This is a genomic window from Wolbachia endosymbiont (group A) of Barypeithes pellucidus (assembly GCF_964030885.1).
GTDB lineage: Bacteria > Pseudomonadota > Alphaproteobacteria > Rickettsiales > Anaplasmataceae > Wolbachia.
The window spans coordinates 1,411,799-1,437,856 of sequence record NZ_OZ034985.1 but is presented as its reverse complement, the minus strand read 5'-3'; the positions used below and the strand labels follow the sequence as shown (position 1 = coordinate 1,437,856).

Sequence of the window (26,058 nt, the reverse complement as noted above, 5' to 3'; positions counted from 1 at the left end):
GAGGTTGGAATAACATGCAAAATAAACTAAACCAGATAGCAGTAAGAGCAAAGCAAGATAAGCGACTAAAATTCACATCGTTAGTCCATCTGATAAATACAGAGAATCTTGCGAGATGTTATAAAGAACTGAAGCGTAACAAGGCTTGTGGAGTAGACCAGATAACAGTGGAATCATACGGAGAAAATCTGAATGAGAAACTCGAAGTGCTAGTAGAAAGTATGAAGAGGAAGCAATATCAACCACAACCAGTAAAGAGGGTATATATACCGAAAGCTGGAAGTAAAGAGAAACGCGGACTCGGAATACCATCGACCGAGGATAAATTAGTACAGATTATGCTGAAGAAGATATTAGAAAATATTTACGAGGCAAACTTTCTGGACAGCTCATATGGATTTCGACCTGGAAGAAACTGTCATCAAGCGGTAAATGCACTAGATAAAGCAGTTATGTACAAGCCAATAAACTACATTGTAGAAGTGGATATCAAGAAGTTCTACGATAATATACAGCATAAATGGCTAATGAGATGTCTAAGGGAACGAATAACTGACCCAAATTTGCTGTGGTTAGTAAAGCGGTTTCTCAAGGCAGGGATAGTCGAAGCTGGAAATTATGAAGCAACAAAACAAGGTACACCCCAAGGTGGTATAGTAAGTCCTGTATTAGCAAATATATACTTACATTATGTGTTGGATTTATGGATAGAAAAGAAATTTAAACCAAGATCCAGAGGATATATACAACTAATAAGGTTTTGCGACGATTTTGTGGTTTGTTGCGAAAGTAAGGTAGACGCGGAAGAATTTCTGGAATTACTGAAACAAAGGCTAAATAAATTTGGGTTGGAAGTATCTGAAAACAAGACCAGAGTAGTAAAGTTTGGCAAGAGGGAGTGGCAACAAGCGATAAGAGAGAAACGAAGGACGGAAAGTTTCAATTTTCTGGGGTTTACGCACTATGGTGCAAAAAGTCGTCGTGGTAGATTAATAATGGGACATAAAACCTCAAAGTTAAATCTAGCCAGAAAACTAAAAGAAATCAAGGAGTGGTTGAAAATAGTCCGCGGAAGTATTCGACTTAAAGATTGGTGGCAAGTACTGAAGGCTAAATTAACAGGACACTATAACTACTTTGGTATTAGCGGAAATTATTGGTGTTTGAAACAATTTTACACATCAGTAAGAAAGCTAGCATTTAAATGGATAAATCGGCGTAGTCAGAAAAAGAGTATGACCTGGGAACAGTTTGTACACTACGTAGAAGTAAATCCATTACCAAAGCCAAAAATACATTTTTCTTTATATGCATAAGAGGGACGACTGTGAAAACTAATATTGATGAGCCGTGTGCGGGAAATCTGCAAGCACGGTTCTTTAGGGGGAGTTGTAGTAATATAACTCAAACGAGAGGAGTAAAGCTACAGCTTCTACCGAACAAGTTTACTCTTAATAAAAACCTGATGATGAATCATTATTACCAAATTTCGGCCTGTTTCTGTTGCTGAAACCAGAACGAGGACGAGGAGGCCTCTTATGGTGACTTCCTCCAGGTTTTCTATTAAATGAATTATTGTAATAATTATCCCTGTCATTTGGACCATCTTTCCTTTCCTCGTTGTAAAGCTCACCTTCAAAAAACTCTCCCGTCTCTTGATCAACCCGACGTCTTGACAACTTTGGACATCCACCTTTTTCGAAGTCAATTACTAGTGCTTTGAAAGTATCATCTTGTTTAAGTATGCTCTCTATAGAATCTATGTGTTCATTAGCTACTTCACTTATGTGCATTTTTCCTTTTCTGCCATTAAGAAATTCAAGCTCTACAATAGACTTCTCTATTCTTACAACCTTGACATCAACTATAGAACCTTGTTCTAGTTCTGTTATTGAATCAATCATCATACTCTTTGCAATTTCAGCTTCAGTGCCACTCGTGGCAAAAACAGAAACTTTACCATCATCTCCTATTTCAATTTTTGCATTACTTCTTTCACACACACTGCGTATATTTTTTCCTTTAGCACCAATAGCTGCAGAAATTTTATCTTTATCTATGTAAAATGATAACATTCTTGGTGCATGGTCTTTGACATCATCACTGTGTTCTGAAATTACTGCATTCATTTTTTCTAAAATATGTAATCTTCCAGCTTTTGCCTGTTCTAAAGATTTTTCAACAATTTCAAAGCTTATACCAGAAATTTTCATATCCATTTGTAGTGCCGTAACCCCTTCACTAGTTCCTGCTACTTTAAAGTCCATATCACCAAGATAATCTTCATCACCCAATATATCGGAAAGTATCACATACTCGTCTTTATCTTTAATAAGGCCCATAGCAACTCCAGCAACAGGGGCCTTTATTGGCACACCCGTATTCATTAAAGCAAGAGAAGTCCCACAAACTGTTGCCATAGAAGAAGAACCATCAGACTCCAAAATCTCGGACACTACTCTTATTGTATAAGGAAATTCAGATTTATCGGGTAAAACAGAATGAATTGCTTTCCAAGCAAGTTTACCGTGACCAATTTCTCTTCTTCCAGGTGGACGTCCAGTAGAAATTTCTCCAACAGAAAAAGGAGGAAAATTATAATGTAACATAAAGTGCTCACGTCTATCCCCTTCAATATCATCCACGATTTGCTCATCTTGCGTAGTGCCAAGAGCAGTAACAACCAGCGCCTGAGTGTTACCTCTGGTAAACAACGCAGAACCGTGAGTCTTGGATAGAACATCAACTTCAATTTCTATCTGACGTATTTCATCATGCTTACGACCGTCTATCCTTACACCTTTCTTTCTAATTATTTCACGTACTAAAGATCTTTCAAAGTTTTTTACTGCATACGTAATTAACTTTTCGTCTTTTCCAGCTTCCTTAAGAGCATTCAATATATTATCTCTGATCGCTTCTAGAGCTTGAACTCGCTCTTGTTTTACTGTTTGTGAATATGCTTTCTCAAAATCTTTACCGTGTTTTTCAAGCTCTTGTGTTATATCTGATATATCAACAGGAGCAAAGCTTTCAGGTTTATTGCCAACTGTATCAGCAAACTCTTTTATGAGCTCAATGACAGGCTTAAGGTGTTCATGGCCAAATTTTATTGCATTAAAAACATTTTCTTCAGAGAGCTCTTTCACTTCTGATTCAACCATTAAAATTGAATTTTCATCACCAGACAAAAATAGATCCAAGCTGCTTGCTTTCATCTCTTGAACAGAAGGGTTGAGTATATAGTTATTATTTTCATCACAACCAACCATCACTCCAGCTATAGTAAAGTAAAAAGGAACACCAGAAATTGCAAGAGCTGCAACAGTACCAATCAATGCTGGCACTTCAGGAGGATTGACTGTATCATAAGTTAATAGATTGCACACCACACTAACTTCATCATTAAATCCTTCTGGAAATAGTGGTCTTATACTTCTATCTATTACTCTTGAGATTAAAGTTTCTCTATCAGATGGTTTGCCTTCTCTTTTAAAAAAGCCACCAGGGATCTTACCCATGGCATAGCTTTTTGCGATAAACTGTACATTTAAAGGTAGGAAATCAACATTTTCTTCCTTCTTTTTACTTACAACAGTTACTAAAACAGAAGTATCACCGTAATTTACAACTACTGAACCATGAGCTTGGCGTGCTATTTTTCCTGTTTCTAAAGATAAGGTACGACCACCCCACTCTATAGATTTTTTTATAATTTTAAACATACTAAATTCCTCGATTATTTTCTAATGCCTAACTTCTCTATTAATTCCTGATAGGCTTCATTACCAAATTTACGCTTTATATAATTTAAGTGCTTGCGTCTTCTACCTATCAATATAAGTAAACCACGCTTAGAGTGATGGTCATGCTTGTGCACTTTAAAATGCTCAGTTAAATTACTGATCCTCTCGGTCAAAATTGCACATTGTACAAAAGATGAACCTGTATCATCTTCTTTAATTGCATATATATTTATCAAACTCTTTTTCTTTTCGGATGTTATCGACATCTAAACCTCATTTAAAATATTAAAAACACGAATAGGTTCCACACAACCATAAATAAAACTGCAGATTGCAATAGGTACACTAACCATTGTCGTACAACAAGTATCATAATTCTTTAAATTACGCAAGTTATTTAATACAATTTCCTGGCCTTTTCTGATTTTCCCCGCATCTTCTAGGGAAATTTCAACTTTGAACATCGATTTTAAAGCCGATTCAAGGGGGATAACGAAACTTTTTGCACTACTCCCTGTCACTCTATTACCTTCTATTACTCCAGTATCACCTTTTGTCATCGGAGTAGCTTGAATACTTGGATCCAGCTAAGTTGGTGAGCATAAAAGTATAGCTAATGCGAGCTCTACGTCATCCCGTCACGGTATCTCTAGATCCCGCTAGCAAGCAGCGGGATGACGAAGTTATCGTCATGCCACCGCAGACCGTCATACCGCCGCGGTGCTAACAAGCAGCGGGATGATGATTGTCAACTTCCCCTGTCATCCCAGTAGCTCCTTCGGTGTCATTCCAGTGCTTGACACTGGAATCTAGTTTTCTTTACAAATTCATCAAAAGTGCTTCATTCTATAACGCAAAACCCATACTCACCAAACCCAATGCATTACTTGCAATTAAGTTTCCTGGATCCCAGTGTCTGGGCACTGGGATGACACCCTTCCTGGCGGAGATTGTTCTCAAATCACAATGTTCGTACAGTTGTGGATTCATTCGCGGTATCTTTAGATCCCGCTAACAAGCAGCGGGATGACGAGGTTATCGTCATGTTGCCACGAACCATCATACCGCCGCGAATCTTCATACTGCTGCAGTATCTCATCAGCTAACAAGCAGCGGGATGACGGTTGTCGTTTAGCTATAAATATTAAGAAATTTACCAAGCGAAAAAAAAGGCAAAAGAAGCCCTGGTCATTGTCTATTTTCAGTATTGGCGTTTTTTTATGTTTTAAACGTTTAATAACCGCGACTCAGCTGCTTTTTAATGCAACTAACCTTTAGTCATAAATGTTTAAGAAATTTACTAAGCAGAAAAAAAGGCAAAGAAATCCCGTGGTAATTAGTGTTCACTCTCTAATCCTTCAAATTGGCGTACTATACTGTCTTAAACGCTTTATAAGCGCGTTTCGGCTTGTATAGGTAGAAACCTAAAAGTTTTATAAAGACATAAGGTGCACATAGTGCGAAAAATTAAAAATAAGACGCCAAGTACGTTGTTTTTTTTGCTGTTTAATCTGCACAGATGAAGATAACTGAATACCTTCAGTACCATGATAAGGGCGCTGGCGGAGTTTGTCAAGGGATTTTTGACGAAATGATTTTGAAAGTAAAGAGCGGGAGAAGGGGTTCGAACCCTCGACCTCAACCTTGGCAAGGTTGCGCTCTACCAACTGAGCTACTCCCGCAATTAAATTAACCTAAATTTACTTAATTATAGGCATATACAGCGATTTGTAAACCCCGTGTACACGAAAAATGTGAGAGCCCATAAATTTGTGTGGTTCCTTCTATGATCTTTTCGTATACTTAAGGCTCATTTTTGATTATCATAGGTTTTCAATTGTGCCAAAAAATGTATTAATTTTATGGGAATATTTTTATATAAAGACGACTTGCCAGCTAGTTCAATACCAGATGATGTAAGGTCTATAGCTGTTGATACCGAGGCAATGGGGCTACTTCATAGCAGAGATAGATTATGTCTTGTGCAGCTCTCTTTTAATGATGGCAACGCTCACTTAGTTCAACTCAAGAACGATTATACAGCGCCAAATTTGAGAAAAATATTAGAGGATAAAAATATAACTAAAATATTTCACTTCGCGCGATTTGATGTAAGCATAATACGTCATTACTTGGAAACTTGGGCACTTCCATGCTATTGCACGAAAATAGCTTCACGTTTAGTTCGCACTTACACAGATAATCATAGCTTAAAAGAATTATGTTTAGAGCTGCTTGATACCAAACTAAATAAGCAGCAGCAATCTTCTGATTGGGGAAATGAAAATTTGACAGACAAACAAAAAAGTTATGCTGCATCTGATGTTTTGTATCTCCATAGGATAAAGGAAAAGCTAGACTTAATGCTGGAACGTGAAAATAGAAAAGAATTGGCCCAAAAGTGTTTTGAATTTCTTCCTACTCGTATTGAGTTAGACTTAATGGGTTGGGAAAACGTGGATATCTTTAACCACCAGATGTAATAGTTTATGAGAAGTGTTTTGCTTGTGCAAAACACTTTAGGGCAATTTTTCAGGCTCTGCGGTAAGAATTTAGTTGATTAGTTGCTAATTGATGCGCTATATTTTACAAAAATTTAGGTATTTTATGAGTGATGATATTACATCGGTAAATGATCAAAATTTCAAATCTGAAGTCACTGACTATAAAGGGTTCGTGCTGGTAGATTTTTGGGCAGAATGGTGCGGGCCATGCAAAAGTCTAATGCCACGTATCGAACAATTGGCTAAGGATAGAAAAGGCAAGATCAAGATCTGCAAATTCGATATAGATGGAGAAACTGAAGTGCCAAGTAAGTATGGAGTGCAATCTATACCCACTTTAATCATATTTCAAGATGGTAAGGAAATTGCACGCAAAATTGGTGCAACAAATGATTTGCTAAGTTGGGTTGATAGTGAAATAAGCTAATAGACAAATTTGCTTTTGTGTGTATTATAAATATTGATAAAAGGGATTGTAGCTCAGTCGGTTAGAGCAGTTCGCTCATAACGAATTGGTCGTAGGTTCGAGTCCTACCAATCCCACCATTGTGTTGATCTTAGCATGATCGTAACAATGAGAAAACTATAATATATGAACTATATGTTGATATAATAGAGGAAATAATGGAATTTACTAAATCTTTGAATAATAAGTTAGATGAGTTGCACTTACTAAATCATCCATTCTACCAATCATGGAATACAGGAAGCTTGAGCTTGCAAGCTTTACAAACCTATGCTAAAGAATATTATCACCATGTTGCTGCGTTTCCTCGTTATATCAGTGGTATACATTTTTTGTGCCCAGATCTAAAAATGCGACAGGTTTTGCTTGGTAATTTGATAGAAGAAGAACAAGGCGATGAGAATCACCCAGAATTATGGCAGCGTTTTGCTGAAGGACTAGGAGTAGCACGATCTGAACTTCTTGAAGATGCACAGATTAAGGAGACGCAAGAATTAGTTAACGGTTACTTTGACATTGTAAGATCAGGTTTTGCGGCAGGTCTTGGAGCCTTGTACGCTTACGAACGTCAAACTCCAGAGGTTTCTAAGTCTAAAATTGAAGGTTAAAAAAAACACTATTCAATAAGTGATGAGCGTTCTCTTCAATTTTTTACGGTCCATATGCATGCTGATGAATGGCATTCTGAGGAATGTGCAAATCTTATTGAAGATCTAGATGAAAAAGAGCAAGATAAAGTTATGCAGGGTGCTCAAAAGGGAGCAAAGCTCTAGTGGGGTTTTCTTGGTGCGCCAAGAAGTGCTTGGAGAACAGTTGGTGAAAATCCAACACAAACAAAGTCTAGCCAACAGTTTGGAACAGACCACTATGTTGCATGAGGTAACGAGTGTAATAGAGCTAGTGGGATGGACAATGCAGGGTACAACGAAAGTGAAGGGATTGAGTTCCGAAATACCTGAAGACATAGAGGTCGACATTTTCATGGCCATGGAAGACAGCATGAAGGATAACGTAAAGGCAAGTTATCACTCACTCTATCGGGATCTGAGACCGTGCCATGTATTGAAATGGACTTCAAGTGAACTTGGGAGATCCTATGCATTCCTACAAAGGTACGCTGGAACAAGTCAACAAAGGCAAGAACTAGCGGAAGATGCAGGGGAAGTCGGACTGATTGATAGTACTCAGAATGTGGGAAAGCCACGTACAAGGGGAAGCGATCAGCAATATAGTAACTGGAATAGGGATTGCTAGGCCAATACAACGGAGGTTGGAATAACATGCAAAATAAACTAAACCAGATAGCAGTAAGAGCAAAGCAAGATAAGCGACTAAAATTCACATCGTTAGTCCATCTGATAAATACAGAGAATCTTGCGAGATGTTATAAAGAACTGAAGCGTAACAAGGCTTGTGGAGTAGACCAGATAACAGTGGAATCATACGGAGAAAATCTGAATGAGAAACTCGAAGTGCTAGTAGAAAGTATGAAGAGGAAGCAATATCAACCACAACCAGTAAAGAGGGTATATATACCGAAAGCTGGAAGTAAAGAGAAACGCGGACTCGGAATACCATCGACCGAGGATAAATTAGTACAGATTATGCTGAAGAAGATATTAGAAAATATTTACGAGGCAAACTTTCTGGACAGCTCATATGGATTTCGACCTGGAAGAAACTGTCATCAAGCGGTAAATGCACTAGATAAAGCAGTTATGTACAAGCCAATAAACTACATTGTAGAAGTGGATATCAAGAAGTTCTACGATAATATACAGCATAAATGGCTAATGAGATGTCTAAGGGAACGAATAACTGACCCAAATTTGCTGTGGTTAGTAAAGCGGTTTCTCAAGGCAGGGATAGTCGAAGCTGGAAATTATGAAGCAACAAAACAAGGTACACCCCAAGGTGGTATAGTAAGTCCTGTATTAGCAAATATATACTTACATTATGTGTTGGATTTATGGATAGAAAAGAAATTTAAACCAAGATCCAGAGGATATATACAACTAATAAGGTTTTGCGACGATTTTGTGGTTTGTTGCGAAAGTAAGGTAGACGCGGAAGAATTTCTGGAATTACTGAAACAAAGGCTAAATAAATTTGGGTTGGAAGTATCTGAAAACAAGACCAGAGTAGTAAAGTTTGGCAAGAGGGAGTGGCAACAAGCGATAAGAGAGAAACGAAGGACGGAAAGTTTCAATTTTCTGGGGTTTACGCACTATGGTGCAAAAAGTCGTCGTGGTAGATTAATAATGGGACATAAAACCTCAAAGTTAAATCTAGCCAGAAAACTAAAAGAAATCAAGGAGTGGTTGAAAATAGTCCGCGGAAGTATTCGACTTAAAGATTGGTGGCAAGTACTGAAGGCTAAATTAACAGGACACTATAACTACTTTGGTATTAGCGGAAATTATTGGTGTTTGAAACAATTTTACACATCAGTAAGAAAGCTAGCATTTAAATGGATAAATCGGCGTAGTCAGAAAAAGAGTATGACCTGGGAACAGTTTGTACACTACGTAGAAGTAAATCCATTACCAAAGCCAAAAATACATTTTTCTTTATATGCATAAGAGGGACGACTGTGAAAACTAATATTGATGAGCCGTGTGCGGGAAATCTGCAAGCACGGTTCTTTAGGGGGAGTTGTAGTAATAAAACTCAAACGAGAGGAGTAAAGCTACAGCTTCTACCGAACATTATTTCTATGATTACTCAAAGAGTGAACCTGAAAAAGTAAAGTATAACGACAGCAGGTATGCGTGGAAAAATATAGAGAAATGGTGGAGTGAAACTCACATAAATCTAGGTGGTAGCAAAACGAAATGGCAACCAAAAATGAAAAAAAATATGGTTTACTGAATATGGATTTCCCAGTATGAACGGCTGCACTAATGAGCCAAATGTGTTTGTTGATAAAGGCAGCATAGAGAGCAAATATCCACGATATTCAAACGGAGAGGTGAGCTTTCTTTCGCAAAAAATTGCAATTGAAGGAACGCTAAAGAAGTGGCAAAGCTCAGAAATGGTAGAAAAAATGTTTCTCTGGGCATGGGATGCAAGGCCATTTCCTTATTTCCCCAACTTGTGCGATATGTGGACTGACTGCCATAATTGGCAAACAGGACATTGGATTCAGGGAAAGCTTTCACAGCTTAATATTTCCGATGTTTTATCGGATCTATTACAAAAAGCAGGTTTAAAAAGCGATCAGTTTGATACAGGTGGCGTCAAAGGGTTATTGTCTGGATATGTGATAAACGACCAGCAACCCGTACGTTCTATTATTAAAATGCTGCAAAGTTGCTATTTTTTTGATGTGGTTGAACAGGACTCTAAACTGAAATTTATCCAAAAGGGCAGGGCAGTTACGACTGGAATACCAATTGGTGAAATGGTTTTCAATAACAGTTCAAAGTCGATGCAACTTGTTAATATTAGTCAACTGGATTTAAACAATAAAGTTAACGTCGTTTATTTTAATCGCAATTTTGGCTATCCAATTGATGTTAAATATGCTGAGTTGCCAAAGCAAGGCACTGCTATAACAGTTGAAATACCGCTCATTATGGAGGAGGGGGAGGCACAAAATATAGCTGAGGTTTTACTTTATTCTTCGTGGCAAGAGAGAAATATATACAATTTCAAGCTGCCGATAAAATATGCATGGCTTGTGCCAAGTGATGTAATAACGATTTTAGACGGTGAGAAAAAGCATACGGTGAGAATTATAAAAACAAAATTTGAAAGCATGGCCATTCAAGTAATTGGCGTTGGTTATGATCACTCTATATATAAGCTCTCTTTTCCTTCAACAAGGTCACTTATGCTGAAGGAATACCCTCCTTCTCACATCAGCAAAACCATCATAGAAATGATAGATTTACCGCATGTTAAAGGTAATAGCGCAAGCTTTATTTTAATTAGTGAGGAAAAGAATTGGAAAGGAGCAACACTCTTTATTTCGTATAACGATAAGGATTATAAGCCTATCGCAAGCACAAATAAACAGTCTACTTACGGATATGTAATGGAATCTACCGATGAGGGGCTTGTAATAGTATTACGTTTTGGTAAGCTGCCTAGGCTCTGTGGACAAAATTTTAGAGAAGCCATACAAGAGCCCCGACAAAATTTAGAAAACCCATAAAAACCTCAGCCGTTTTATCGAATCTGGAAAAAATACGCCTAAAGTTCTTAATTTTACCGAAAAAACACTCAATTAAATGACGCTCTTTATAAATGTGTTTATCGTAACCCCTCTGCACTTTTCGATTACGCTTCGGAGGAATAACTGCTGTACATCCCTTGCTTTCAAGACTCGTAACAAAAGCATTGCTGTCATAGCCTTTATCAGCCACTACAGTGGTATTATAGACACTTTCAGTTAATGTTGCTGCTTGTGTAATCTCATTTCTTTGACCAGGGGTCAGAGTAAATTTAAGTGGATTTCCAAGTGCATCGACAAGCGCATGTATTTTAGTTGTAAAGCCACCTTTGCTCCTCCCTAAAGCTTCTTGATCCTTGGAGTTTTTTGTATATCCAGATGAACATGGATGGGCTCGGATGATCGTACCGTCGATTATAGCAACTTCTAAATCAGGCTCTTGTTTAGTATATTCAAGCAATTTTTCCCAGACATCTCTTTCACACCATCTTTTAAATCGCTTATGTATACTCCTGTAATTACCATAAGTTTTTGGTAAAAGTCTCCATTGGCAACCACTTCGGACTATGTACCACACTGCCTCTATGAATATTCTTAAACGTTTTTCATCTTTGCTATGCATTCCTTTTACGCTTTTTATGAACTCTAAAATTTGTTTCCAATTTTCCTCTTTGATGTAATATTGCATATGGTAGTTTCTCCATTTTTTACCTATTAAGCTAAACTACCATCTTTTTCTCTCTTTTCATATTTTTTGTCCACAGAGCCTAGGAATTATCGATTCAAATTCAGCATTAATCGGAAAAGAGATAGTGAAATTCCAGAGTACTGAACTCATAGATAAAAATAAATATAAGCTTAGCAACCTAATTAGAGGGCAAGAAGGTACTAAAGACACCGCAGGTGAAAAATTTGTTCTACTTGATGATTCAATAATATCTTTCGAAGTGCAAAGGGGAAAAAAGTTTTACCTAAAAGCAGTGACTTATGGTGACTCGCTGGAAAATACGGAAGCGAAGGTCCTAAACAATTGATGCTCAGTATTTAAACTTAAACTTGAATAATCAAAGATAAAATATTGAAATTCGCGCTTTTTATGATTTTAGCTTAAGATCCCAGTGTCAGCTACTTGCATGACACCCTACTGGATAGAGCCTTCACAGGCTTTTTCTCGAATAGCTACCCTTAATTTCAGTAGTTAAATTAATGTACTAATGAAAAAAATATACTATAATCAAGCATATTTACCAATAAATCATTAAGTGAAAACAGCTCTTTCGCAAAATATCATCTCTCTTATTATGATATTGTCTGTAGCAATTGTCGATATGGCAACTGATTTGTACTCAGTTGCACTACCAAGCATTGCCAATTATTTTAAAGTAGAAGGCAGTGTAGTGCAGCTTACAATTAGCTTGAATCTAGTTGGATTTGCAGTATCTGGATTAATTTATGGTCCATTATCGGACCATTATGGTAGGCGTCCAATGATGCTGATTGGTATGACAATTTTTACTTTGGCAAGTGTCATGTGTTATATAGCCGACAGTATTGCGCTCTTGATACTAATTCGCTTCATACAAGGAACAGGGGCTGGTGTTGCAGGTGTTGTTGGGTATGCAGCAATAAGGGATATGTATTCGGGTAGTGAATACTCGAGAGTAATTTCAAAGTTAAATATGGTAGTGGCACTCTCACCTGGAATAGCTCCAGTGGTGGGCAGTTATATAATTTCGCATGGGTATAGTTGGAAATTTTTGTTTTTTATTATATCACTTGCGGCAATTGCTATGCTTATTTTTATTTACTTTAAATTACAAGAAACACTCACTGTAAATAAAAATGAAACCAGTATAACTAACATAACTACTAATATCTTCAAGCAATATATATCAATATTTAGAAATTATCGTTTCCTTGGGTTTTCAATTATTCATGGATTAACTTTCATGTGGCTTTGGGCATACGTTGCTAACTACCCGTTCATATTTGAATCGATGGGCATTGAAGTACAGTGTTTTGGCTACCTCATATCGATCATAGTCATATTCTACATAATTGGAACTTTAATTAATAGAAGGTATGTACCAAAAATAGGGGTTAGCAAAATGCTAATAATAGGTTTGGTGTTACCGATAATATCCGATAGTTTATTGGTATATTTTTATTTCGCGGACAAGTTGAATATATTAATTCTTCAAGTCGCCTGGATTCCAGCCAATATCGGACTTGCATTAATAATAAGCAATAACGTAACTTCTGCTTTAGAAACGATCAAAGGTATAGGGCTTGGTAGTGCAGTCCTCTCATTCTGCAATATGATGTTTGGGGCTATTGGAATATATATAGTAGGAAAATTTTTTTGCTATGGTATTTTACCAAATTTACTATTAACAATAGCATGTTCTACAATTGCGGTTCTTATGTACAGCCAGCTCAAATGTACTGAAAAACACGGGGAATAGCCATTATTTACGTGATCCAGGAACATAGAGCTCATGGGTTATTAATGACTTTATCATGATAATATAATTTTACAGGGGGTGAGAGCTCATAGATTATTAACGGCTTTATCATAACAATATAGTTTTACAAAGAGGTGTAGGATGAGTAGTTCACAAAGTATAGATGATTTGTTTCAGGCTGCTAAAAGAGGTGATGTTGATGCAGTAAACCGTCTAATAAGTGAAGGAGCAGATGTTAATGCAGTAGGTGCACATAACAACACTCCTTTACATTGGGCTACTGAAGAGGGCCATAAAGGGGTAGTAGAAGTTTTACTAAATAATGGGGCAAATGTTAATGCAACAAATGAGTTAAAAGAGACTCCTCTACATCGGGCTGCTAAAGAGGACCATAAAGGGGTAGTAGAAGTTTTACTAAATAATGGGGCAAATGTTAATGCAATAGAGGACCATAACAACACTCCTTTACATTATGTTGCTGGATATGGCTATAAAGAAGTGGTGCAAGCTCTATTGGATAATAGGGCAAATGTTAATGCAGTAAATAAAGATGGAAAGACTCCTTTACATTTTGCTGCTGCACATGGCCGTAAAGAAGTAGTAGAAGCCCTACTGCAAGTAGAAGGGATCGATGTTAATGCACAAAATAAATATGACAGCACTCCTCTACATTTTGCTGCTGAAATGGGCCATGCAGAGATAGTAAAAGATCTATTGGACAAAGGGGCAAGTGTTAATATAACAGATCAAAATGGAAAGACTCCTTTACATTGGGCTGCTCAAAGAAACCATGCAGAGATAGTAAAAGATCTATTGGATAAAGGGGCAAATGTTAATGCACAAAATGATAAAGAAGAGACTCCTCTCGATTTAGCCACTGATGAAGGAATACAAACTCTATTACAAAACACAACTAAATTACTTGAGGCTGCTAAAAATAGTGATAGTGATAGTGATGAAGTAAGACGTCTAATAAGTGAAGGAGCAAGTGTTAATGCAACAGATGAAGATAGAAGGACCCCTTTACATTGGGCTGCTGAAAAAGGTTATAAGCAAGTGGTGCAAGCTCTATTGGATAATGGGGCAAATGTTAATGCAGGAGCATTTGGTCTGAATATTACTCCTTTACATCTTGCTGTTGCAAGTCGCCATGAAAAGATAGTAGAAATTCTATTAAATAAAGGAGCAAATGTTAATTTAGTAGAAAGTTCTAGAGGAATGACTTCTTTATGGCTGGCTGCTGAAAAGGGCTATGGAAATGTAGCAACAGTGCTATTAACAGCAAAAGAAATTGATGTTAATACATATCCTCGAGCATTACGTTTTGCTGCTGAAAAGGGCTATGAAGATGTAGTAAAAGTGTTATTAACAAAAGAAAAAGAAATAGGTGTTAAAATACTTTCTGAGGAATTACGTTTGGCTGCTGTAAATGGCCGTGAAGGTGTAGTAAAAGTGCTATTAACAGCAGAAAAATCGATGTTAATGAATATTTTCTGGCATTATATTGGGCTGCTCAAAATGGCCATGAAGGTGTAGTAAAAGTGCTGTTAACAATAGAAAAAGTCGATGTTGCAGCAAAAGGTATTCACGAAAAGACCCTTTTACATTTGGCTGCTGAAAAGGGCTATACGGATATAGTAAACACTCTATTAAGAAAAGGAGCAGATGTTAATGCAAAAGATTATTTTGGAAATACTCCTTTACATTGTGCTGCTGCAAATGGTCATACAGAGATAGTAAGTGCTCTAATAAGAAGCGAAGGAATTAATGTTTATGCAAAAGATAACAAAAACAATGCTCCTTTAGATCTTGCTAAAAAAATAATCACAACGAGGTAGTAGAAGTTCTAAAACAAGCACAAGAAAACATCGAAGCTTTGTGCTCAGCTGTTAAAAATGGTAATGCGCAGGAGGTAGACACACTGGTAGAAGCTCTATTACAAGGGCGATTTGGTGATAATCTATCTATAGGAACAAATATTGATAATATAGTAGATGAGGATGGAAATACTCCTTTACATTTGGCTGTTTTACTTAATAAAACAGAGATGGTAAAAATTCTAATAGGCTACTCAAAAAATGTTAATATAGTAGATGAGGATGGAAAGACTCCTTTAGATTTAGCTAAGACAGAAGAAATAAGAACTCTATTATTAAAAGCCGCAGAAAACCCTGTTGATGGTTCAGTGGATGAATCATCGACAGATAGTGAAGAGGTTCTAACAACCGGAAGTGCACAGCCTATTGCTCCCACAGAACCTGCACAAACAGAAGAACAGCCGAGCTCTTTTTTTTGTAGTTTGTTTAGTATACTTATGAAGCCTTTTTCATTAATTGCATCATTTTTTGGTGGGTTTTTTCCATGGTTGTTTGGGTCTGATGAGCCAATACAATCATCATCTGAATCTGACCAACCAGTTGTGTTAGAATCATCGAATAATTCAGGAGACCATGACATAATATAGCTAAAGGTTTACTAGATTCCAGCGTCACGTGCTGGAATGACATCCTCTCTAAGTAGCCTCCTTCTTGTATCTTGTCAAAAGCATCTAATGTTTTAAGCTTAAGCATTAGGTGGAGAAGGGAGGAACTCTGTGCTTCTTCTTAGATATAAAATCTGTAGAGGAGATAAGAATTCCCTTCTCAAAAGTATAGGCTGGACGGTATCGTAGAAAAACCTAAATGGTTCTAATTCTGTATTCACAAGGTTAGCCTTACTTTTCATTTTAAATAGTAACGTATGGGGTTATATATGATCAACAACTTTCTGGGAATAGATGTATCAAAAGATCGCTTTGATGTTTTTCTCTCATTTATAAGTAAAAAAGGAAAACGTGAAACTAGGAAAAGAAGCTTTAAGAACGATGATAATGGGTTTCAAGGTCTGCAGAGCTTTCTACAAAAACATAACGTAGAGCAAGTGAAAGCTTGTATGGAAGCTACCGGTTGTTATAGTGAAGCTTTGGCTGAATTTCTACACAATGCTGGACATTTTGTAAGTGTTGTAAATCCTTATTGTATTAAATCTTATGCGAGGAGTAAGCTTGTAAGACAAAAGAATGATCAGACCGATGCAGAAATTATTGCTGATTATTGCCAAAGACAGGAACCTACTCGTTGGACACCACCTTCTCCTGAAATGAAAAAATTAAAACATCTTTATCGTTGCTCGGTTGCGTTAAAAGATGGATTAACATTCGTAAATAATCATTTAGAAAAGAAGGAGAGACTGCCTGAAGAAGTTGCAAATGCTTGGGAAAACCTTGCAGTGAACATAGAACAATCAATAGAAACAATAAAAAACTCCATACGTGAACTATTAAAACAGCACAAAGAGTTGTTGGAAAACTTTCAACTCTTATTGACTATTCCAGGAATAGGAGAGGAATCAGCAATAGCTATTTTAGCTGAAATTCCTGACACAAAGGCTTTTATAAATGCCAGACAATTGGCAGCATACGCTGGAACTATACCACGAAATATAACATCAGGTTCATCTGTATATGCCAAGCCCAGATTAAGTAAATCAGGTTCACGAACACTACGTAAGGCCATGTATTTTCCTGCTATAGTAGCTAAAAATCACAATCCTATTATTATGACTTTTTGCAAGAGATTAAAAGAAAAAGGCAAGCATAATATGGCCATTGTTGGTGCTGCAATGCGTAAGTTGCTTCATATTGTTTTTGGTATTTTAAAATCAAAAAAGGCTTTTAATCCTGACCATATCAAAAGCTACAGGACTAGGAGATTGACTGAAGCTTTAGTAATTTAAAATCGAAAAATGCTTCCATTCTATCTTATGTAAAATGGTATCTTACACAAATTTATTGAATGTAGTTGGTTAGTGTATATGTTGATAAGTGTAAAAGACAAGATTTAATCTGACAGACAAGAATTAACTGACAGAAGAATTGAGGTAGTCAAAACTAATATCAGGCTCTTGTTTAATACAACTACAATCTGTATACCGCTACACAGGACGGGAATTGGCAGTATTTTTTGATTTCACAATATAACTTAGGCAATTTAGATTCAATTTTTGTAATTTTCTTGTTGACTGGCGAGACGGTATCTCCTGTCATCCGAGTAGCTGACACTGGGATCTCATTTTACTTTATGATGATGTCATGAAAGTAGCTGACACTGGAATGGCTTTGTTGCATAGCAACCGAAAAAATCTGGTAGCTACTGACAAAATTCATTATAAATAACCATTTAACTGTTGAAGAAAAAATATGCCACAGAAAATGAAAGTCAGTAACCAAAACGAATATAACAAATTCCTTGAAAAAAGGGGAAATATTTTTCATTACATCGATGAAGCTATCGAAAATTGGTATGAAAATAGTCCAAAAATGCAGGGCGGCAACTATATTTACAGTGATAAAGTCGTAATTTTGGTGCATATAATTGTCAATCTTTTTAGAATTGGTTTAAGACAAACGGTGGGGTTTATAAAAGGATATCTGCAACAAATAGGAAAAAATTTGGCAGTTATCAGCTATTCACAAGCATCAAGAAGGTTTAAAAAACTTAATATTAAGATAAATGATTGCAGGGTTGATAAAAGCAACATGGAAAATATTGAAATTATCATAGATAGCACAAGTATCAGCATTTACAGTAACACTCCTGGCCACAGTAAGGAAAACAGTGCAGATAGAAAGTACCGAAGCTACGAGCAAGTAAGAAAGTTACATGTTATGTTAAGTGTGAATAGTAAAAAAGCTATAGCTGCAAGATACAGTAATGGCGTCTACTCTGACCACTATGGAGCTTGCGATTTGCTTGAAGAAGTTAATTTTCAGCACAAAATAAAAGCATTATATGCAGATAGGGCATACGATAGGCACAAACTTTATAAATTGTGTAAGAAATACGATATAAAGACAAAAGTTCTACCAAAAAAGGATGCAGCAGAACATTCAAAAATAGATTATATGTCTGACAGAAATGCTGCTATTAGGTTAATAAAATTATATGGACAAGATGGTGTAAAAGAGTGGAAAAAGGAAGCGATTTATGGAAAGAGATCTTACATAGAAGGATTTTTCTCAAGGTTGAAGCAAGTATTTGGATTTAGCTTTAGGAATAAATCTGAAGTAAATCGTGAAAAAGAATTACTAATTAAGTGCTATTTGCTCAACAAATTCACTGATATTGGTATGGCTAAATTTGAAATCATTACATAAATTTGTCGTAAACCATCACTGCTTAAGGTGCTATGCAACAAAGCCATCCCAGTGTCACGCACTGGGATGACAAAAAAAGGAGTACTGGAATGACAGCAGTCCTACGTCATACCGCGATTCATTCGCGGTATCTCAGCCGCTAACTGTTCTCCCTCGTCATACCGTCACGGTATCTCTAGATCCCGCTAACAAGCAGCGGGATGACGATTGTCGTTTAGCTATAAATATTTAAGAAATTTACCAAACGAAAAAAAGGCAAAAGAAGCCCCGGTTAATATCTATTTTCAGTATTGGCGTTTTTTAAGTCTTAAACACTGCAATTTGGCTGCTTTTAAATGCAACTCACCTTATCTCAAATGTTTAAGAAATTTACTAAGCAGAAAAAAAGGCAAAAGAAATCCCGTGGTAATTAGTGTTCACTCTCTAATCCTTCAAATTGGCGTACTATACTGTCTTAAACGACTTATAAGCGCGTTTCAGCTTATATAGGTAAAAACCCAGAATATTGTGAAGACATAAGGCGCACATAGTGCAAAAAATTAAAAATAAGACGCCAACTACGTTGTTTTTTTGCTGTTTAATCTGCACAGATGAAGATAACTGAATACCTTCAGTTTCATGATAAGGGGGCTGGCGGAGTTTGTCAAGTAAGTTTTTCGTTTCTATTCCCAATAAAAGTTTGTTATAAGCTTATGCAAGAAGTCTAACGAATCGCGGTATGACGTCTTAGCTATAGATGCTGATTTGTGTGATTTCAAGAGAAGCTTAGTAGATAAGTTGTGTTTTAAACCAAATTCGGTATTTTAAACTGAACATTTTCAATAATACCACCTGGCATCACTGAAATTTTTACACTCAGGTTTACTTTTAGGTAGTCCATTAATTCATCAACCAATATGTCAGGAGCGGAAGCACCTGCAGTGATTCCTATCTTTTCTACGCCCTGAAACCAGCTTTTATTCACACATCTGTAATTATCAATCAAGTAGGCTCTTTTTCCTCTGGCAGTGCACAGATCTAATAAGCGGTTTGAATTTGAGCTATTTTTACTTCCTACAACTAACACCATGTCTACAATTTCAGCTAGCTTTTTAACAGCATTTTGTCTGTTTTGCGTTGCATAGCATATGTCCTTTAAATCTGGACCTGTTATGCTTGGAAACCTGAGCTTCAGAGCAACAATAATTTCACGGGTATCGTCAATGCTTAACGTGGTTTGTGTAACATAAGATAAATTATCTGGATCTTTAACTTTTAAATTGCGTACGTCCTGCACAGTTTGCACTAAAATGATAGGATTATTTACTCTTCCTCTAATTCCCTTAACTTCTGGATGGTTTTCATGCCCAATGAGAATTAGTTCTTTACCACCGTTTTCATACCTTTTTGCCTCTTTATGCACTTTGCTGACTAAAGGACATGTTGCATCAATCACTTGAATACCCTTTCTTTTTGCTTCATCTTCTATATTTTTTGATACTCCGTGCGCGCTGAAGATCAGTATTCCTCCATTATCTTCAATTTCCTCGATACTGTTCACAAAAACCACTCCTTGTCTCTTAAAGTCCTCTACTATATATTTATTGTGAACAATTTCGTGTAGCACATAAACTTGGCACTTGTTTTTGTATTTTTCTAAAGTAATAGCTAATATGTCCACAGCTCTTTTTACCCCGGCACAAAAACCTCGTGGTTCAGCTAAGATGATTTCCATTTTTGTCAAATCAAGTAAATATGCAAGCATTACTTAAAAACAAGCTCCGCTCACTGTGTTTTATAGTACCATTATTTATATTTTATATAATAATTATTTTTCGCATATTCTCTTTAACATTTGATCAACCTACTACTTCAGAAAATTTTAGAAAAGATAATATAGTACATAAACAACCTGATATTTTGGATAGAAATGGAGTGGTAATAGCAACAAATGTGCCCACAACATCACTATATACAGATGCAACCAAAGTAAAGAATCCGGAAAGTATAGCAGCACAACTGTGTTCTACTTTGCATGACCTCGAATACGAGAACTTATATAGAATACTTACTTCAGAAAAGAAATTTGCTTGGATAAAGCGGCACTTGACTCCAAAAGAACTGTTAGCAATAAAAAATGCCGGCGTGCCAGGAATAAACTTCTATAACGATGTAAAACGTATATATCCTCACAGTAATTTATTTTCACACGTGCTTGGTTACACTGACATAGATGGCAATGGTATTGCAGGAATTGAGGCATATATAAGTAAAAACAATGAGCAAGAAAAGCCCATAATACTATCCTTAGATACACGAGTGCAAAGCATAGTGCATGAAGAGCTAACTAAAGCTGTAAGCAGATATCAGGCACTCGGCGGAGTAGGAATTGTTTTAAATGGGAGAAATAGTGAAGTCATCTCGATGATCAGTCTACCTGATTTTAACCCCAACCTACAGAATAAGGCAGAAGATGTACAAAAGTTTAATCGCGCCAGTCTTGGGGTGTATGAGATGGGGTCGGTATTAAAATACTTTACAATAGCCGCAGCACTTGATGCAAATGTTACAAAAACTAGCGATTTATATGACGTATCAACACCAATCACCATTGGAAAGTATAAAATTCAGGATTTTCACAAGTCTAAAATTCCAAAAATTACTGTGCAAGATATATTTGTAAAATCATCCAACATTGGTGCAGCAAAAATTGCAGTCAAATTAGGTATTGAAAAACAAGTAGAATACTTTAAAGCTATGAAGCTATTTTCTCCTTTGAAAATAGAAATACCAGAAAAATCTACACCGATAATCCCGGATAAATGGAGTGAAAGCACTTTAATAACAGCATCTTATGGTTATGGCATAGCTGTAACTCCTATACATCTTGCACAAACTGCAGCAGCATTAATCAACAATGGGATATTTCATAACGCAACCTTGATGTTGAATAAAAGAAGTATAGGAGAGCAAATTATCTCAAGAAGAACTTCCAGGGAAATGAGAAAATTATTACGCGCAGCAGTAACGGATGGCACTGGCAGCAGAGCAAAAATAAAGGCATATTCAATAGGGGGAAAGACTGGATCGGCGGAAAAAGTTGTAGATGGTAAATATAGCAAAGATGCAAACATAGCGTCATTTATAGGAGTGCTAACCATGCTTGACCCAAGGTATATAGTGCTAATTGCTATTGATGAACCTCAAGGGATACACCATACCGGGGGAATAATTGCTGCGCCTATAGTAAAGAACATTATAAATAGAATAGCACCTATACTAAATGTTACACCTGAGATGTAAAATTATGATTGCTTTACTATAACTTCAAATCTATCATTACCAAAATTCTTATTAATATACCAAGAACCATCATCTTTAGTTACAAATTCAAGACCTTTAAGGTCTCTTTCTATTGTCTTTCCATTTTGACCATCAATAGCGATATTAATATCGAATGTAATAACATCTAGATTTATCATAGCTTCTTTCCCGCTGCACGAATTTAGACTGAACTTGCCTAACATAACATCATTAAAACTTACTTCCCCTGTATAGACATCACACTGACCGTCCATACAACACGTAGTTTCAATATAGAAAAGGTCTGACATATAAAATACCTTACGTTTATAAAAAAAGAGCTAAATATATATAGCTAGTGCAGCCCTACGCCATACCACTAACAAGTAATAGTCAGTAAACCTAGGTCTCTTAGCTATATAACCATAATACAGCTAGGAATGTAAAGTTCAACAGTTAATTGTGTAAGGAAGTCTAAATTACTACATCTTAGAGGAATGGTTGTTTAGTTTTTTTGTTAATCTTTTTTACCATACTGTCAATCATATGCTTTATCCCTTGATATACAGAGTATGTACTTTCGTCGCTACGCATATAAGCAGAACAGGAAAATACATTATACTCTTCGTCTTCGATTGATAACCCTGTATCGCACTTTATGTGTTTGCCGCCAAGCTTCTCTATCAACTGTTCTTTGTCATCTCCTATAGTTACCTTAATCTCACTTTCTTCTTTACCTATCTTGCTACTTAAAATTGAAACAATTACGGCTGGAGATATGCATATTGCTCCTATTGGCTTTTTTGTGACAAAAAATTCTGAAACTAATCTTTCAAATTCAGGCATTACTGTCACCATGTCTTTATTTTTAGCTAAGTCAGATAAATTTTTCGCAACCCCGTATCCACCAGGTACGACTAGCATGTCAAAATTTTCAGCTTTGGCTTCTTTTAAGTCATATATTTCGCCTCTTGCGATTCTTGCTGCTTCTACAAGTACATTCCTTTTTTCTTTCACTGCCTCCTTTGTTTTATGATTCATAACTTGTGTGATATTGATGTCAGGTGCAAAGCATTTAACATCCACTTCCTGCTGATCAAGCACAAGCAGACTTAAAACCGCTTCTCTTACCTCTGCACCGTCAAGGTGACCACACCCTGATAAAATCACAGCAGCTTTTAATTTTTTTTCACCCATAAAGTACCTTGATTTCATATAATCTAGATATTTTAATACAAATTCTATATTTGGAAAGGGGTATGTTATATCAATTATGATATAATTAATAATTAGTATGTATAATTAGGCATATTTACAGTCAATGGAGTAAAATGTGGCTGAGTTCTTTGATAATGAAACTGACTACCAAGAACTAAGAAAAGCTATTTCAGATATAATAGAAAGCATCGCACAATTCCCACAGGAAGAAAAAGGGAAGTTGTTTGAAGCCCTATCAGAACAAGTTAAAGGGATGAATCTCAAAGATTTAGGTTTAGCGATTAATGACCAAGGCTTGCAAAAGGAGGTAAACAAAGAATTATTTATAAAATTCATTGAAGAAGCACTTAAAAGTCCAACTTTTGAAAAAACCAACTTAGAAGTAATAGAAGATGCGCTAAAGCATGTCAATGATCAAGCAATAGGTAATGTTATAAATAATAATAAAGGTCCGCTGGATGATCTAGTCAATTATTTTGAATCAGCATCTGCAAACAAAAAAATTGGAATAGCTTCTACTGGAATAGTATTAGGAGTAGCATTTTCTCCGCTTATTGTGCTTGCTACATTAATAGCACTTGTAGCTATTGGAGCACGTTATGTAGGAATAGGTATAGGAAAGGCAGGGGAAAAAATAAAAGAAGGCGCGATTGAAGCAGGAAAAGCAGTGAAAAGTTCATATAAGGATTTAATAGATAAATTACCTACAGTTCAAGCAAGAGAGAATAATTTTGATAGATTATATAGGGACTTGCTTGTAGGTATTGCAGACAATAGTAAGTTAAAAGCAGAGCAAAGCGTGGAAGACGCTCAGAATGAGAAAAAGATAGTAGAAATGCTTCAAAATAAAGAGCAACTAGCAGCCATAGGACAGTTAATAGGGGAAGATAATGCCGATCTTTTGAACAATCTTATGAGCAAGGGTACTAGTACTCATGAGGAAGACATGGAGAAACTTGTAGATTTTATGAGCGAATTTCAACCTGCAATTATGGCAATTGGTAGTAACATAACAGAGGTAGAACAAAAAGTTAATGAGAAAGCTCAGGAAATGAAGCCAGATTCTCAAGTAGATAGTCCAAGTCCTGAACGAGTTAGTGGAGAAGGAATCACAGGACCGAGTTGATGCATTTGAGGAGCGTTTTGACGCAAAAATTACTATTAGAAAGGGGAGTGTTAAATAAACCATACGCGTCAAGTTAAGAAACAAGGGTAAGAAAATTCAATGAACTTAAGGTGGATACTCTTGTTTTTCTATATCTGTCTTTCACAGAAAATGGGAGTGTTAAATAAACCATACGCGTCAAGTTAAGGCCCAATATAGCACCATTTAAGGGAGTGTTAAATAAACTGTGTCAAACCGAAAAAAAAGTAATAAATTGATATAAAAAAATGGAGGTTTGACAATGAGTCAGAAAGTAGTAAACAGAACTACCGGTTTGGTAGATTATAAAGAATTAGAAACAAATATCCTGTCGTCTATACGAGAAGGAAGACCGTTGACAGGAAGAGATGGAGCATTAACACCGTTTATAAAAAAGTTGCTGGAGGTAAGCCTGGAAGGTGAAATAGAAAACCACTTGTCGGCTGAAAGCGAAGAGAATAATCGAAGAAATGGGAGAAATGCAAAAACTTTACGTACAAGTGCAGAGCTATTAACACCAAGAGATAGAGAAGGAAGTTTCGAACCACAAATAGTCAAAAAAAGGCAAACAAACTTACATCCAGAGCTTGAAACGAAGATTTTGAGCACATTTGCCAGTGGTATGGGCTATAGAGATATAGTGTCACATGTTGAGGAAATTTATGATCACAAAATATCGGCGGCAGAGATATCAAGTATTACTGACAAATTGCTACCAGTAATCAACGAATGGCGTAGTCGCCCGCTGCAGTCTGTATATCCGATAGTTTTCATGGATGGCATGTTTTTTAAAGTCAAAGAGGACGGGCATTGCGTAAGTAAATGCATGTATAACATATTAGGCATAGATCAAAATGGCAAAAAAGAAGTATTAGGTTTTTATTTGGCTGAAAGTGAAGGAGCTAACTTCTGGTTGGGAGTGTTAAATGACCTCAAAGAAAGAGGAGTAGAAGATATCCTTATTGCCTGCGTTGATGGGCTAAAAAGCTTTCCTGCAGCTATAAACAGTGTCTTTCCTAATGCGGAAGTGCAGATGTGTATAGTGCATCAGATACGCAACTCACTGAAGTATGTGGCCAGTAAAGATGCGAAGAGTTTTTTGAGCGATTTAAAGAAGGTATATCAAGCTTCAAGCAAGGAAATTGCCGAGAATTATCTGTTGGAATTGGATGAAAAATGGGGCACAAAGTACCCTATGGTTATAAAATCTTGGCAGAATAATTGGGAAAACTTGTCTGGTTATTTTAAGTATTCTGGTCCAGTTAGGAGGATAATCTACACCACCAATCCCATAGAGGGGCTACATAGGCAAATTAGGAAATTCACTAAGACCAAAGGCTCATTTACCAGCATAAATGCCTTGTATAAGCAGGTATATTGTGCTATAAAGAAGGCAGAGGAAAAGTGGACGATGCCTGTACATGATTGGGCATTAACTATCTCTCAACTTGATGTTTTCTTTCCTGGCAGATTGAAAATTGAGTCGAACTAAAAATGCGGTTTGACACAGTTTATTTAACACTCCCCGGATTTCTGATGAAAGCCTATCTCTTTCTTCCCTTACTTGTTTCAAATCTCTTTCTAATTGTGAAATTTCGACAGTTTTATTCGTTAGCTCTTGCTCTTTCTCTACAAGTTGAGCTTTTGTCTTTTCAAGTTCTTCTACAAACCCCTCAAAATCTTTTGGTATATTATTCGTATTTGCAGGAAATTTCTCATTTAAATAATTTGTAATAGATTCGATTGGATTATTAACATTCCTCAATGCAGCAGTAACAATCGCACGATTTATGAAACAATTATCCTCTACCAATTCTTTTACATCACCTAGATCTTTTCTATTAATAGCATCAGCTAATCGC

At 36.4% G+C, this 26,058-nt stretch carries 28 protein-coding genes, 2 tRNA genes and 1 pseudogene; 20 read left to right on the top strand and 11 right to left on the bottom strand.

What is annotated here, in order from left to right; translation table 11 throughout:
• Window positions 1-14 precede the first annotated feature (14 nt).
• Together ltrA (ACQH1X_RS07355) and ACQH1X_RS07350 are read left to right on the top strand one after the other, a co-directional pair.
• Window positions 15-1,316: a group II intron reverse transcriptase/maturase gene (ltrA, locus tag ACQH1X_RS07355; RefSeq protein ID WP_425385808.1), complete on the top strand. Its 1,302-nt coding sequence runs from the start codon at window positions 15-17 to the stop codon at window positions 1,314-1,316.
• 11 nt (window positions 1,317-1,327) lie between these two features.
• A complete protein-coding gene (locus ACQH1X_RS07350; protein ID WP_425386132.1) occupies window positions 1,328-1,510 on the top strand; it encodes a hypothetical protein in 183 nt (60 codons plus the stop codon).
• On the opposite strand, the gene pnp is transcribed toward ACQH1X_RS07350, so the two are convergent.
• The 5 genes from pnp to ACQH1X_RS07325 form a co-directional block, all read right to left on the bottom strand.
• Window positions 1,452-3,725, bottom strand: coding sequence for a polyribonucleotide nucleotidyltransferase (gene pnp, locus ACQH1X_RS07345; RefSeq protein ID WP_425386131.1), 2,274 nt, complete (start codon window positions 3,723-3,725; stop codon window positions 1,452-1,454). The two genes, ACQH1X_RS07350 and pnp, sit on opposite strands and share 59 nt — an antisense overlap.
• 14 nt (window positions 3,726-3,739) lie before the next feature.
• Window positions 3,740-4,012 carry a 30S ribosomal protein S15 gene (rpsO, locus tag ACQH1X_RS07340; RefSeq protein ID WP_006279944.1) on the bottom strand — a complete coding sequence of 91 codons (273 nt, stop codon included), beginning with the start codon at window positions 4,010-4,012 and terminating at the stop codon, window positions 3,740-3,742.
• Window positions 4,013-4,306: a hypothetical protein gene (locus ACQH1X_RS07335; RefSeq protein ID WP_425386130.1), complete on the bottom strand. Its 294-nt coding sequence runs from the start codon at window positions 4,304-4,306 to the stop codon at window positions 4,013-4,015.
• A gap of 286 nt (window positions 4,307-4,592) precedes the next feature.
• A complete protein-coding gene (locus tag ACQH1X_RS07330; RefSeq protein WP_265035086.1) occupies window positions 4,593-4,736 on the bottom strand; it encodes a WPE palindromic element domain-containing protein in 144 nt (47 codons plus the stop codon).
• A 619-nt stretch (window positions 4,737-5,355) separates the two neighbouring features.
• Window positions 5,356-5,428: transfer RNA gene (locus ACQH1X_RS07325), tRNA-Gly, on the bottom strand.
• 180 nt (window positions 5,429-5,608) lie between these two features.
• On the opposite strand from ACQH1X_RS07325, the gene ACQH1X_RS07320 reads away from it, so the two are divergent.
• From ACQH1X_RS07320 to ACQH1X_RS07285, 8 genes and pseudogenes are all read left to right on the top strand, one after another.
• Window positions 5,609-6,229 carry a ribonuclease D gene (locus ACQH1X_RS07320; RefSeq protein WP_375604205.1) on the top strand — a complete coding sequence of 207 codons (621 nt, stop codon included), beginning with the start codon at window positions 5,609-5,611 and terminating at the stop codon, window positions 6,227-6,229.
• Window positions 6,230-6,353: 124 nt separating this feature from the next.
• Window positions 6,354-6,677 (top strand): thioredoxin, encoded by a 324-nt coding sequence (gene trxA / locus ACQH1X_RS07315; protein WP_182320954.1) that lies wholly within the window; start codon window positions 6,354-6,356, stop codon window positions 6,675-6,677.
• Between the two features lie 42 nt (window positions 6,678-6,719).
• Window positions 6,720-6,796 (top strand) — tRNA-Ile (locus ACQH1X_RS07310).
• Between the two features lie 78 nt (window positions 6,797-6,874).
• Window positions 6,875-7,489 (top strand): annotated as a pseudogene (locus ACQH1X_RS07305) (CADD family putative folate metabolism protein).
• Window positions 7,490-7,583: 94 nt separating this feature from the next.
• On the top strand, window positions 7,584-7,970 hold the full coding sequence (locus ACQH1X_RS07300) for a hypothetical protein (RefSeq protein ID WP_246433168.1): 387 nt from the start codon (window positions 7,584-7,586) through the stop codon (window positions 7,968-7,970).
• A 26-nt stretch (window positions 7,971-7,996) separates the two neighbouring features.
• Window positions 7,997-9,298, top strand: coding sequence for a group II intron reverse transcriptase/maturase (ltrA, locus tag ACQH1X_RS07295; protein ID WP_425385808.1), 1,302 nt, complete (start codon window positions 7,997-7,999; stop codon window positions 9,296-9,298).
• 11 nt (window positions 9,299-9,309) lie between these two features.
• Window positions 9,310-9,465, top strand: a complete 156-nt coding sequence (locus ACQH1X_RS07290) for a hypothetical protein (protein ID WP_425386129.1) — start codon at window positions 9,310-9,312, stop codon at window positions 9,463-9,465.
• 138 nt (window positions 9,466-9,603) lie between these two features.
• Window positions 9,604-10,875, top strand: coding sequence for a phage tail protein (locus ACQH1X_RS07285; protein ID WP_425386128.1), 1,272 nt, complete (start codon window positions 9,604-9,606; stop codon window positions 10,873-10,875).
• Here ACQH1X_RS07285 and ACQH1X_RS07280 read toward each other — a convergent pair.
• A complete protein-coding gene (locus tag ACQH1X_RS07280) occupies window positions 10,829-11,581 on the bottom strand; it encodes an IS5 family transposase (RefSeq protein WP_425385758.1) in 753 nt (250 codons plus the stop codon). The two genes, ACQH1X_RS07285 and ACQH1X_RS07280, sit on opposite strands and share 47 nt — an antisense overlap.
• A gap of 124 nt (window positions 11,582-11,705) precedes the next feature.
• On the opposite strand from ACQH1X_RS07280, the gene ACQH1X_RS07275 reads away from it, so the two are divergent.
• From ACQH1X_RS07275 to ACQH1X_RS07250, 6 genes are all read left to right on the top strand, one after another.
• Window positions 11,706-11,927: a phage tail baseplate protein gene (locus ACQH1X_RS07275; RefSeq protein ID WP_425385986.1), complete on the top strand. Its 222-nt coding sequence runs from the start codon at window positions 11,706-11,708 to the stop codon at window positions 11,925-11,927.
• A gap of 267 nt (window positions 11,928-12,194) precedes the next feature.
• Window positions 12,195-13,358, top strand: coding sequence for a multidrug effflux MFS transporter (locus ACQH1X_RS07270; protein ID WP_425385987.1), 1,164 nt, complete (start codon window positions 12,195-12,197; stop codon window positions 13,356-13,358).
• Between the two features lie 141 nt (window positions 13,359-13,499).
• Complete coding sequence (locus ACQH1X_RS07265; RefSeq protein WP_425385988.1) at window positions 13,500-14,894, top strand: ankyrin repeat domain-containing protein; 1,395 nt, start codon at window positions 13,500-13,502, stop codon at window positions 14,892-14,894.
• Window positions 14,816-15,196 (top strand): ankyrin repeat domain-containing protein, encoded by a 381-nt coding sequence (locus ACQH1X_RS07260; RefSeq protein WP_425386690.1) that lies wholly within the window; start codon window positions 14,816-14,818, stop codon window positions 15,194-15,196. The genes ACQH1X_RS07265 and ACQH1X_RS07260 overlap by 79 nt, the downstream gene beginning before the upstream one ends.
• A 38-nt stretch (window positions 15,197-15,234) precedes the next feature.
• On the top strand, window positions 15,235-15,822 hold the full coding sequence (locus ACQH1X_RS07255) for an ankyrin repeat domain-containing protein (protein WP_425385989.1): 588 nt from the start codon (window positions 15,235-15,237) through the stop codon (window positions 15,820-15,822).
• Window positions 15,823-16,109: 287 nt separating this feature from the next.
• On the top strand, window positions 16,110-17,132 hold the full coding sequence (locus tag ACQH1X_RS07250) for an IS110 family transposase (protein ID WP_425385829.1): 1,023 nt from the start codon (window positions 16,110-16,112) through the stop codon (window positions 17,130-17,132).
• Window positions 17,133-17,313: 181 nt separating this feature from the next.
• Here ACQH1X_RS07250 and ACQH1X_RS07245 read toward each other — a convergent pair whose 3' ends face one another.
• Window positions 17,314-17,442 carry a hypothetical protein gene (locus tag ACQH1X_RS07245; RefSeq protein WP_425385836.1) on the bottom strand — a complete coding sequence of 43 codons (129 nt, stop codon included), beginning with the start codon at window positions 17,440-17,442 and terminating at the stop codon, window positions 17,314-17,316.
• A 153-nt stretch (window positions 17,443-17,595) separates the two neighbouring features.
• Here ACQH1X_RS07245 and ACQH1X_RS07240 point away from each other — a divergent pair, with 153 nt between their 5' ends.
• Entirely contained in the window at window positions 17,596-18,552 is a 957-nt protein-coding gene (locus ACQH1X_RS07240) for an IS5 family transposase (protein ID WP_425385760.1), read from the top strand.
• Between the two features lie 784 nt (window positions 18,553-19,336).
• Here the strand turns inward: ACQH1X_RS07240 and ispH are convergent.
• The gene (gene ispH, locus ACQH1X_RS07235) at window positions 19,337-20,266 is read right to left on the bottom strand and encodes a 4-hydroxy-3-methylbut-2-enyl diphosphate reductase (RefSeq protein WP_425386689.1); all 930 of its coding nucleotides are present in this window, start codon (window positions 20,264-20,266) and stop codon (window positions 19,337-19,339) included.
• A gap of 20 nt (window positions 20,267-20,286) precedes the next feature.
• Here ispH and ACQH1X_RS07230 point away from each other — a divergent pair, with 20 nt between their 5' ends.
• Complete coding sequence (locus ACQH1X_RS07230) at window positions 20,287-21,834, top strand: peptidoglycan D,D-transpeptidase FtsI family protein (RefSeq protein ID WP_425386127.1); 1,548 nt, start codon at window positions 20,287-20,289, stop codon at window positions 21,832-21,834.
• 2 nt (window positions 21,835-21,836) lie between these two features.
• Here the strand turns inward: ACQH1X_RS07230 and ACQH1X_RS07225 are convergent, their stop codons facing one another.
• Window positions 21,837-22,145, bottom strand: coding sequence for a hypothetical protein (locus tag ACQH1X_RS07225; RefSeq protein WP_253307278.1), 309 nt, complete (start codon window positions 22,143-22,145; stop codon window positions 21,837-21,839).
• Window positions 22,146-22,323: 178 nt separating this feature from the next.
• Window positions 22,324-23,031, bottom strand: coding sequence for an isoprenoid biosynthesis glyoxalase ElbB (elbB, locus tag ACQH1X_RS07220; protein WP_425386126.1), 708 nt, complete (start codon window positions 23,029-23,031; stop codon window positions 22,324-22,326).
• Between the two features lie 136 nt (window positions 23,032-23,167).
• Between elbB and ACQH1X_RS07215 the strand changes: the two genes are divergently transcribed.
• Entirely contained in the window at window positions 23,168-24,178 is a 1,011-nt protein-coding gene (locus ACQH1X_RS07215; protein ID WP_425386125.1) for a hypothetical protein, read from the top strand.
• A 280-nt stretch (window positions 24,179-24,458) separates the two neighbouring features.
• Window positions 24,459-25,688 carry an IS256-like element ISWpi15 family transposase gene (locus ACQH1X_RS07210; protein ID WP_425385875.1) on the top strand — a complete coding sequence of 410 codons (1,230 nt, stop codon included), beginning with the start codon at window positions 24,459-24,461 and terminating at the stop codon, window positions 25,686-25,688.
• On the opposite strand, the gene ACQH1X_RS07205 is transcribed toward ACQH1X_RS07210, so the two are convergent.
• Window positions 25,629-26,009 carry a hypothetical protein gene (locus ACQH1X_RS07205; RefSeq protein WP_425386124.1) on the bottom strand — a complete coding sequence of 127 codons (381 nt, stop codon included), beginning with the start codon at window positions 26,007-26,009 and terminating at the stop codon, window positions 25,629-25,631. The two genes, ACQH1X_RS07210 and ACQH1X_RS07205, sit on opposite strands and share 60 nt — an antisense overlap.
• Between the last annotated feature and the right edge of the window lie 49 nt (window positions 26,010-26,058).

Coding starts and splice junctions, on each gene's coding strand:
- ispH (WP_425386689.1), bottom strand. CDS start 20,266: ATGGAAATCATCTTAGCTGAACCACGAGGTTTTTGTGCCGGGGTAAAA.
- ACQH1X_RS07320 (WP_375604205.1), top strand. CDS start 5,609: ATGGGAATATTTTTATATAAAGACGACTTGCCAGCTAGTTCAATACCA.
- ACQH1X_RS07250 (WP_425385829.1), top strand. CDS start 16,110: ATGATCAACAACTTTCTGGGAATAGATGTATCAAAAGATCGCTTTGAT.
- ACQH1X_RS07225 (WP_253307278.1), bottom strand. CDS start 22,145: ATGTCAGACCTTTTCTATATTGAAACTACGTGTTGTATGGACGGTCAG.
- ACQH1X_RS07335 (WP_425386130.1), bottom strand. CDS start 4,306: ATGACAAAAGGTGATACTGGAGTAATAGAAGGTAATAGAGTGACAGGG.
- ACQH1X_RS07245 (WP_425385836.1), bottom strand. CDS start 17,442: ATGACAGGAGATACCGTCTCGCCAGTCAACAAGAAAATTACAAAAATT.
- ACQH1X_RS07210 (WP_425385875.1), top strand. CDS start 24,459: ATGAGTCAGAAAGTAGTAAACAGAACTACCGGTTTGGTAGATTATAAA.
- ACQH1X_RS07230 (WP_425386127.1), top strand. CDS start 20,287: ATGCAAGCATTACTTAAAAACAAGCTCCGCTCACTGTGTTTTATAGTA.
- ACQH1X_RS07330 (WP_265035086.1), bottom strand. CDS start 4,736: ATGAATCCACAACTGTACGAACATTGTGATTTGAGAACAATCTCCGCC.
- pnp (WP_425386131.1), bottom strand. CDS start 3,725: ATGTTTAAAATTATAAAAAAATCTATAGAGTGGGGTGGTCGTACCTTA.
- ACQH1X_RS07280 (WP_425385758.1), bottom strand. CDS start 11,581: ATGCAATATTACATCAAAGAGGAAAATTGGAAACAAATTTTAGAGTTC.
- rpsO (WP_006279944.1), bottom strand. CDS start 4,012: ATGTCGATAACATCCGAAAAGAAAAAGAGTTTGATAAATATATATGCA.
- ACQH1X_RS07265 (WP_425385988.1), top strand. CDS start 13,500: ATGAGTAGTTCACAAAGTATAGATGATTTGTTTCAGGCTGCTAAAAGA.
- ACQH1X_RS07285 (WP_425386128.1), top strand. CDS start 9,604: ATGAACGGCTGCACTAATGAGCCAAATGTGTTTGTTGATAAAGGCAGC.
- ltrA (WP_425385808.1), top strand. CDS start 15: ATGCAAAATAAACTAAACCAGATAGCAGTAAGAGCAAAGCAAGATAAG.
- elbB (WP_425386126.1), bottom strand. CDS start 23,031: ATGGGTGAAAAAAAATTAAAAGCTGCTGTGATTTTATCAGGGTGTGGT.
- ACQH1X_RS07300 (WP_246433168.1), top strand. CDS start 7,584: ATGTTGCATGAGGTAACGAGTGTAATAGAGCTAGTGGGATGGACAATG.
- ACQH1X_RS07270 (WP_425385987.1), top strand. CDS start 12,195: ATGATATTGTCTGTAGCAATTGTCGATATGGCAACTGATTTGTACTCA.
- trxA (WP_182320954.1), top strand. CDS start 6,354: ATGAGTGATGATATTACATCGGTAAATGATCAAAATTTCAAATCTGAA.
- ltrA (WP_425385808.1), top strand. CDS start 7,997: ATGCAAAATAAACTAAACCAGATAGCAGTAAGAGCAAAGCAAGATAAG.
- ACQH1X_RS07240 (WP_425385760.1), top strand. CDS start 17,596: ATGCCACAGAAAATGAAAGTCAGTAACCAAAACGAATATAACAAATTC.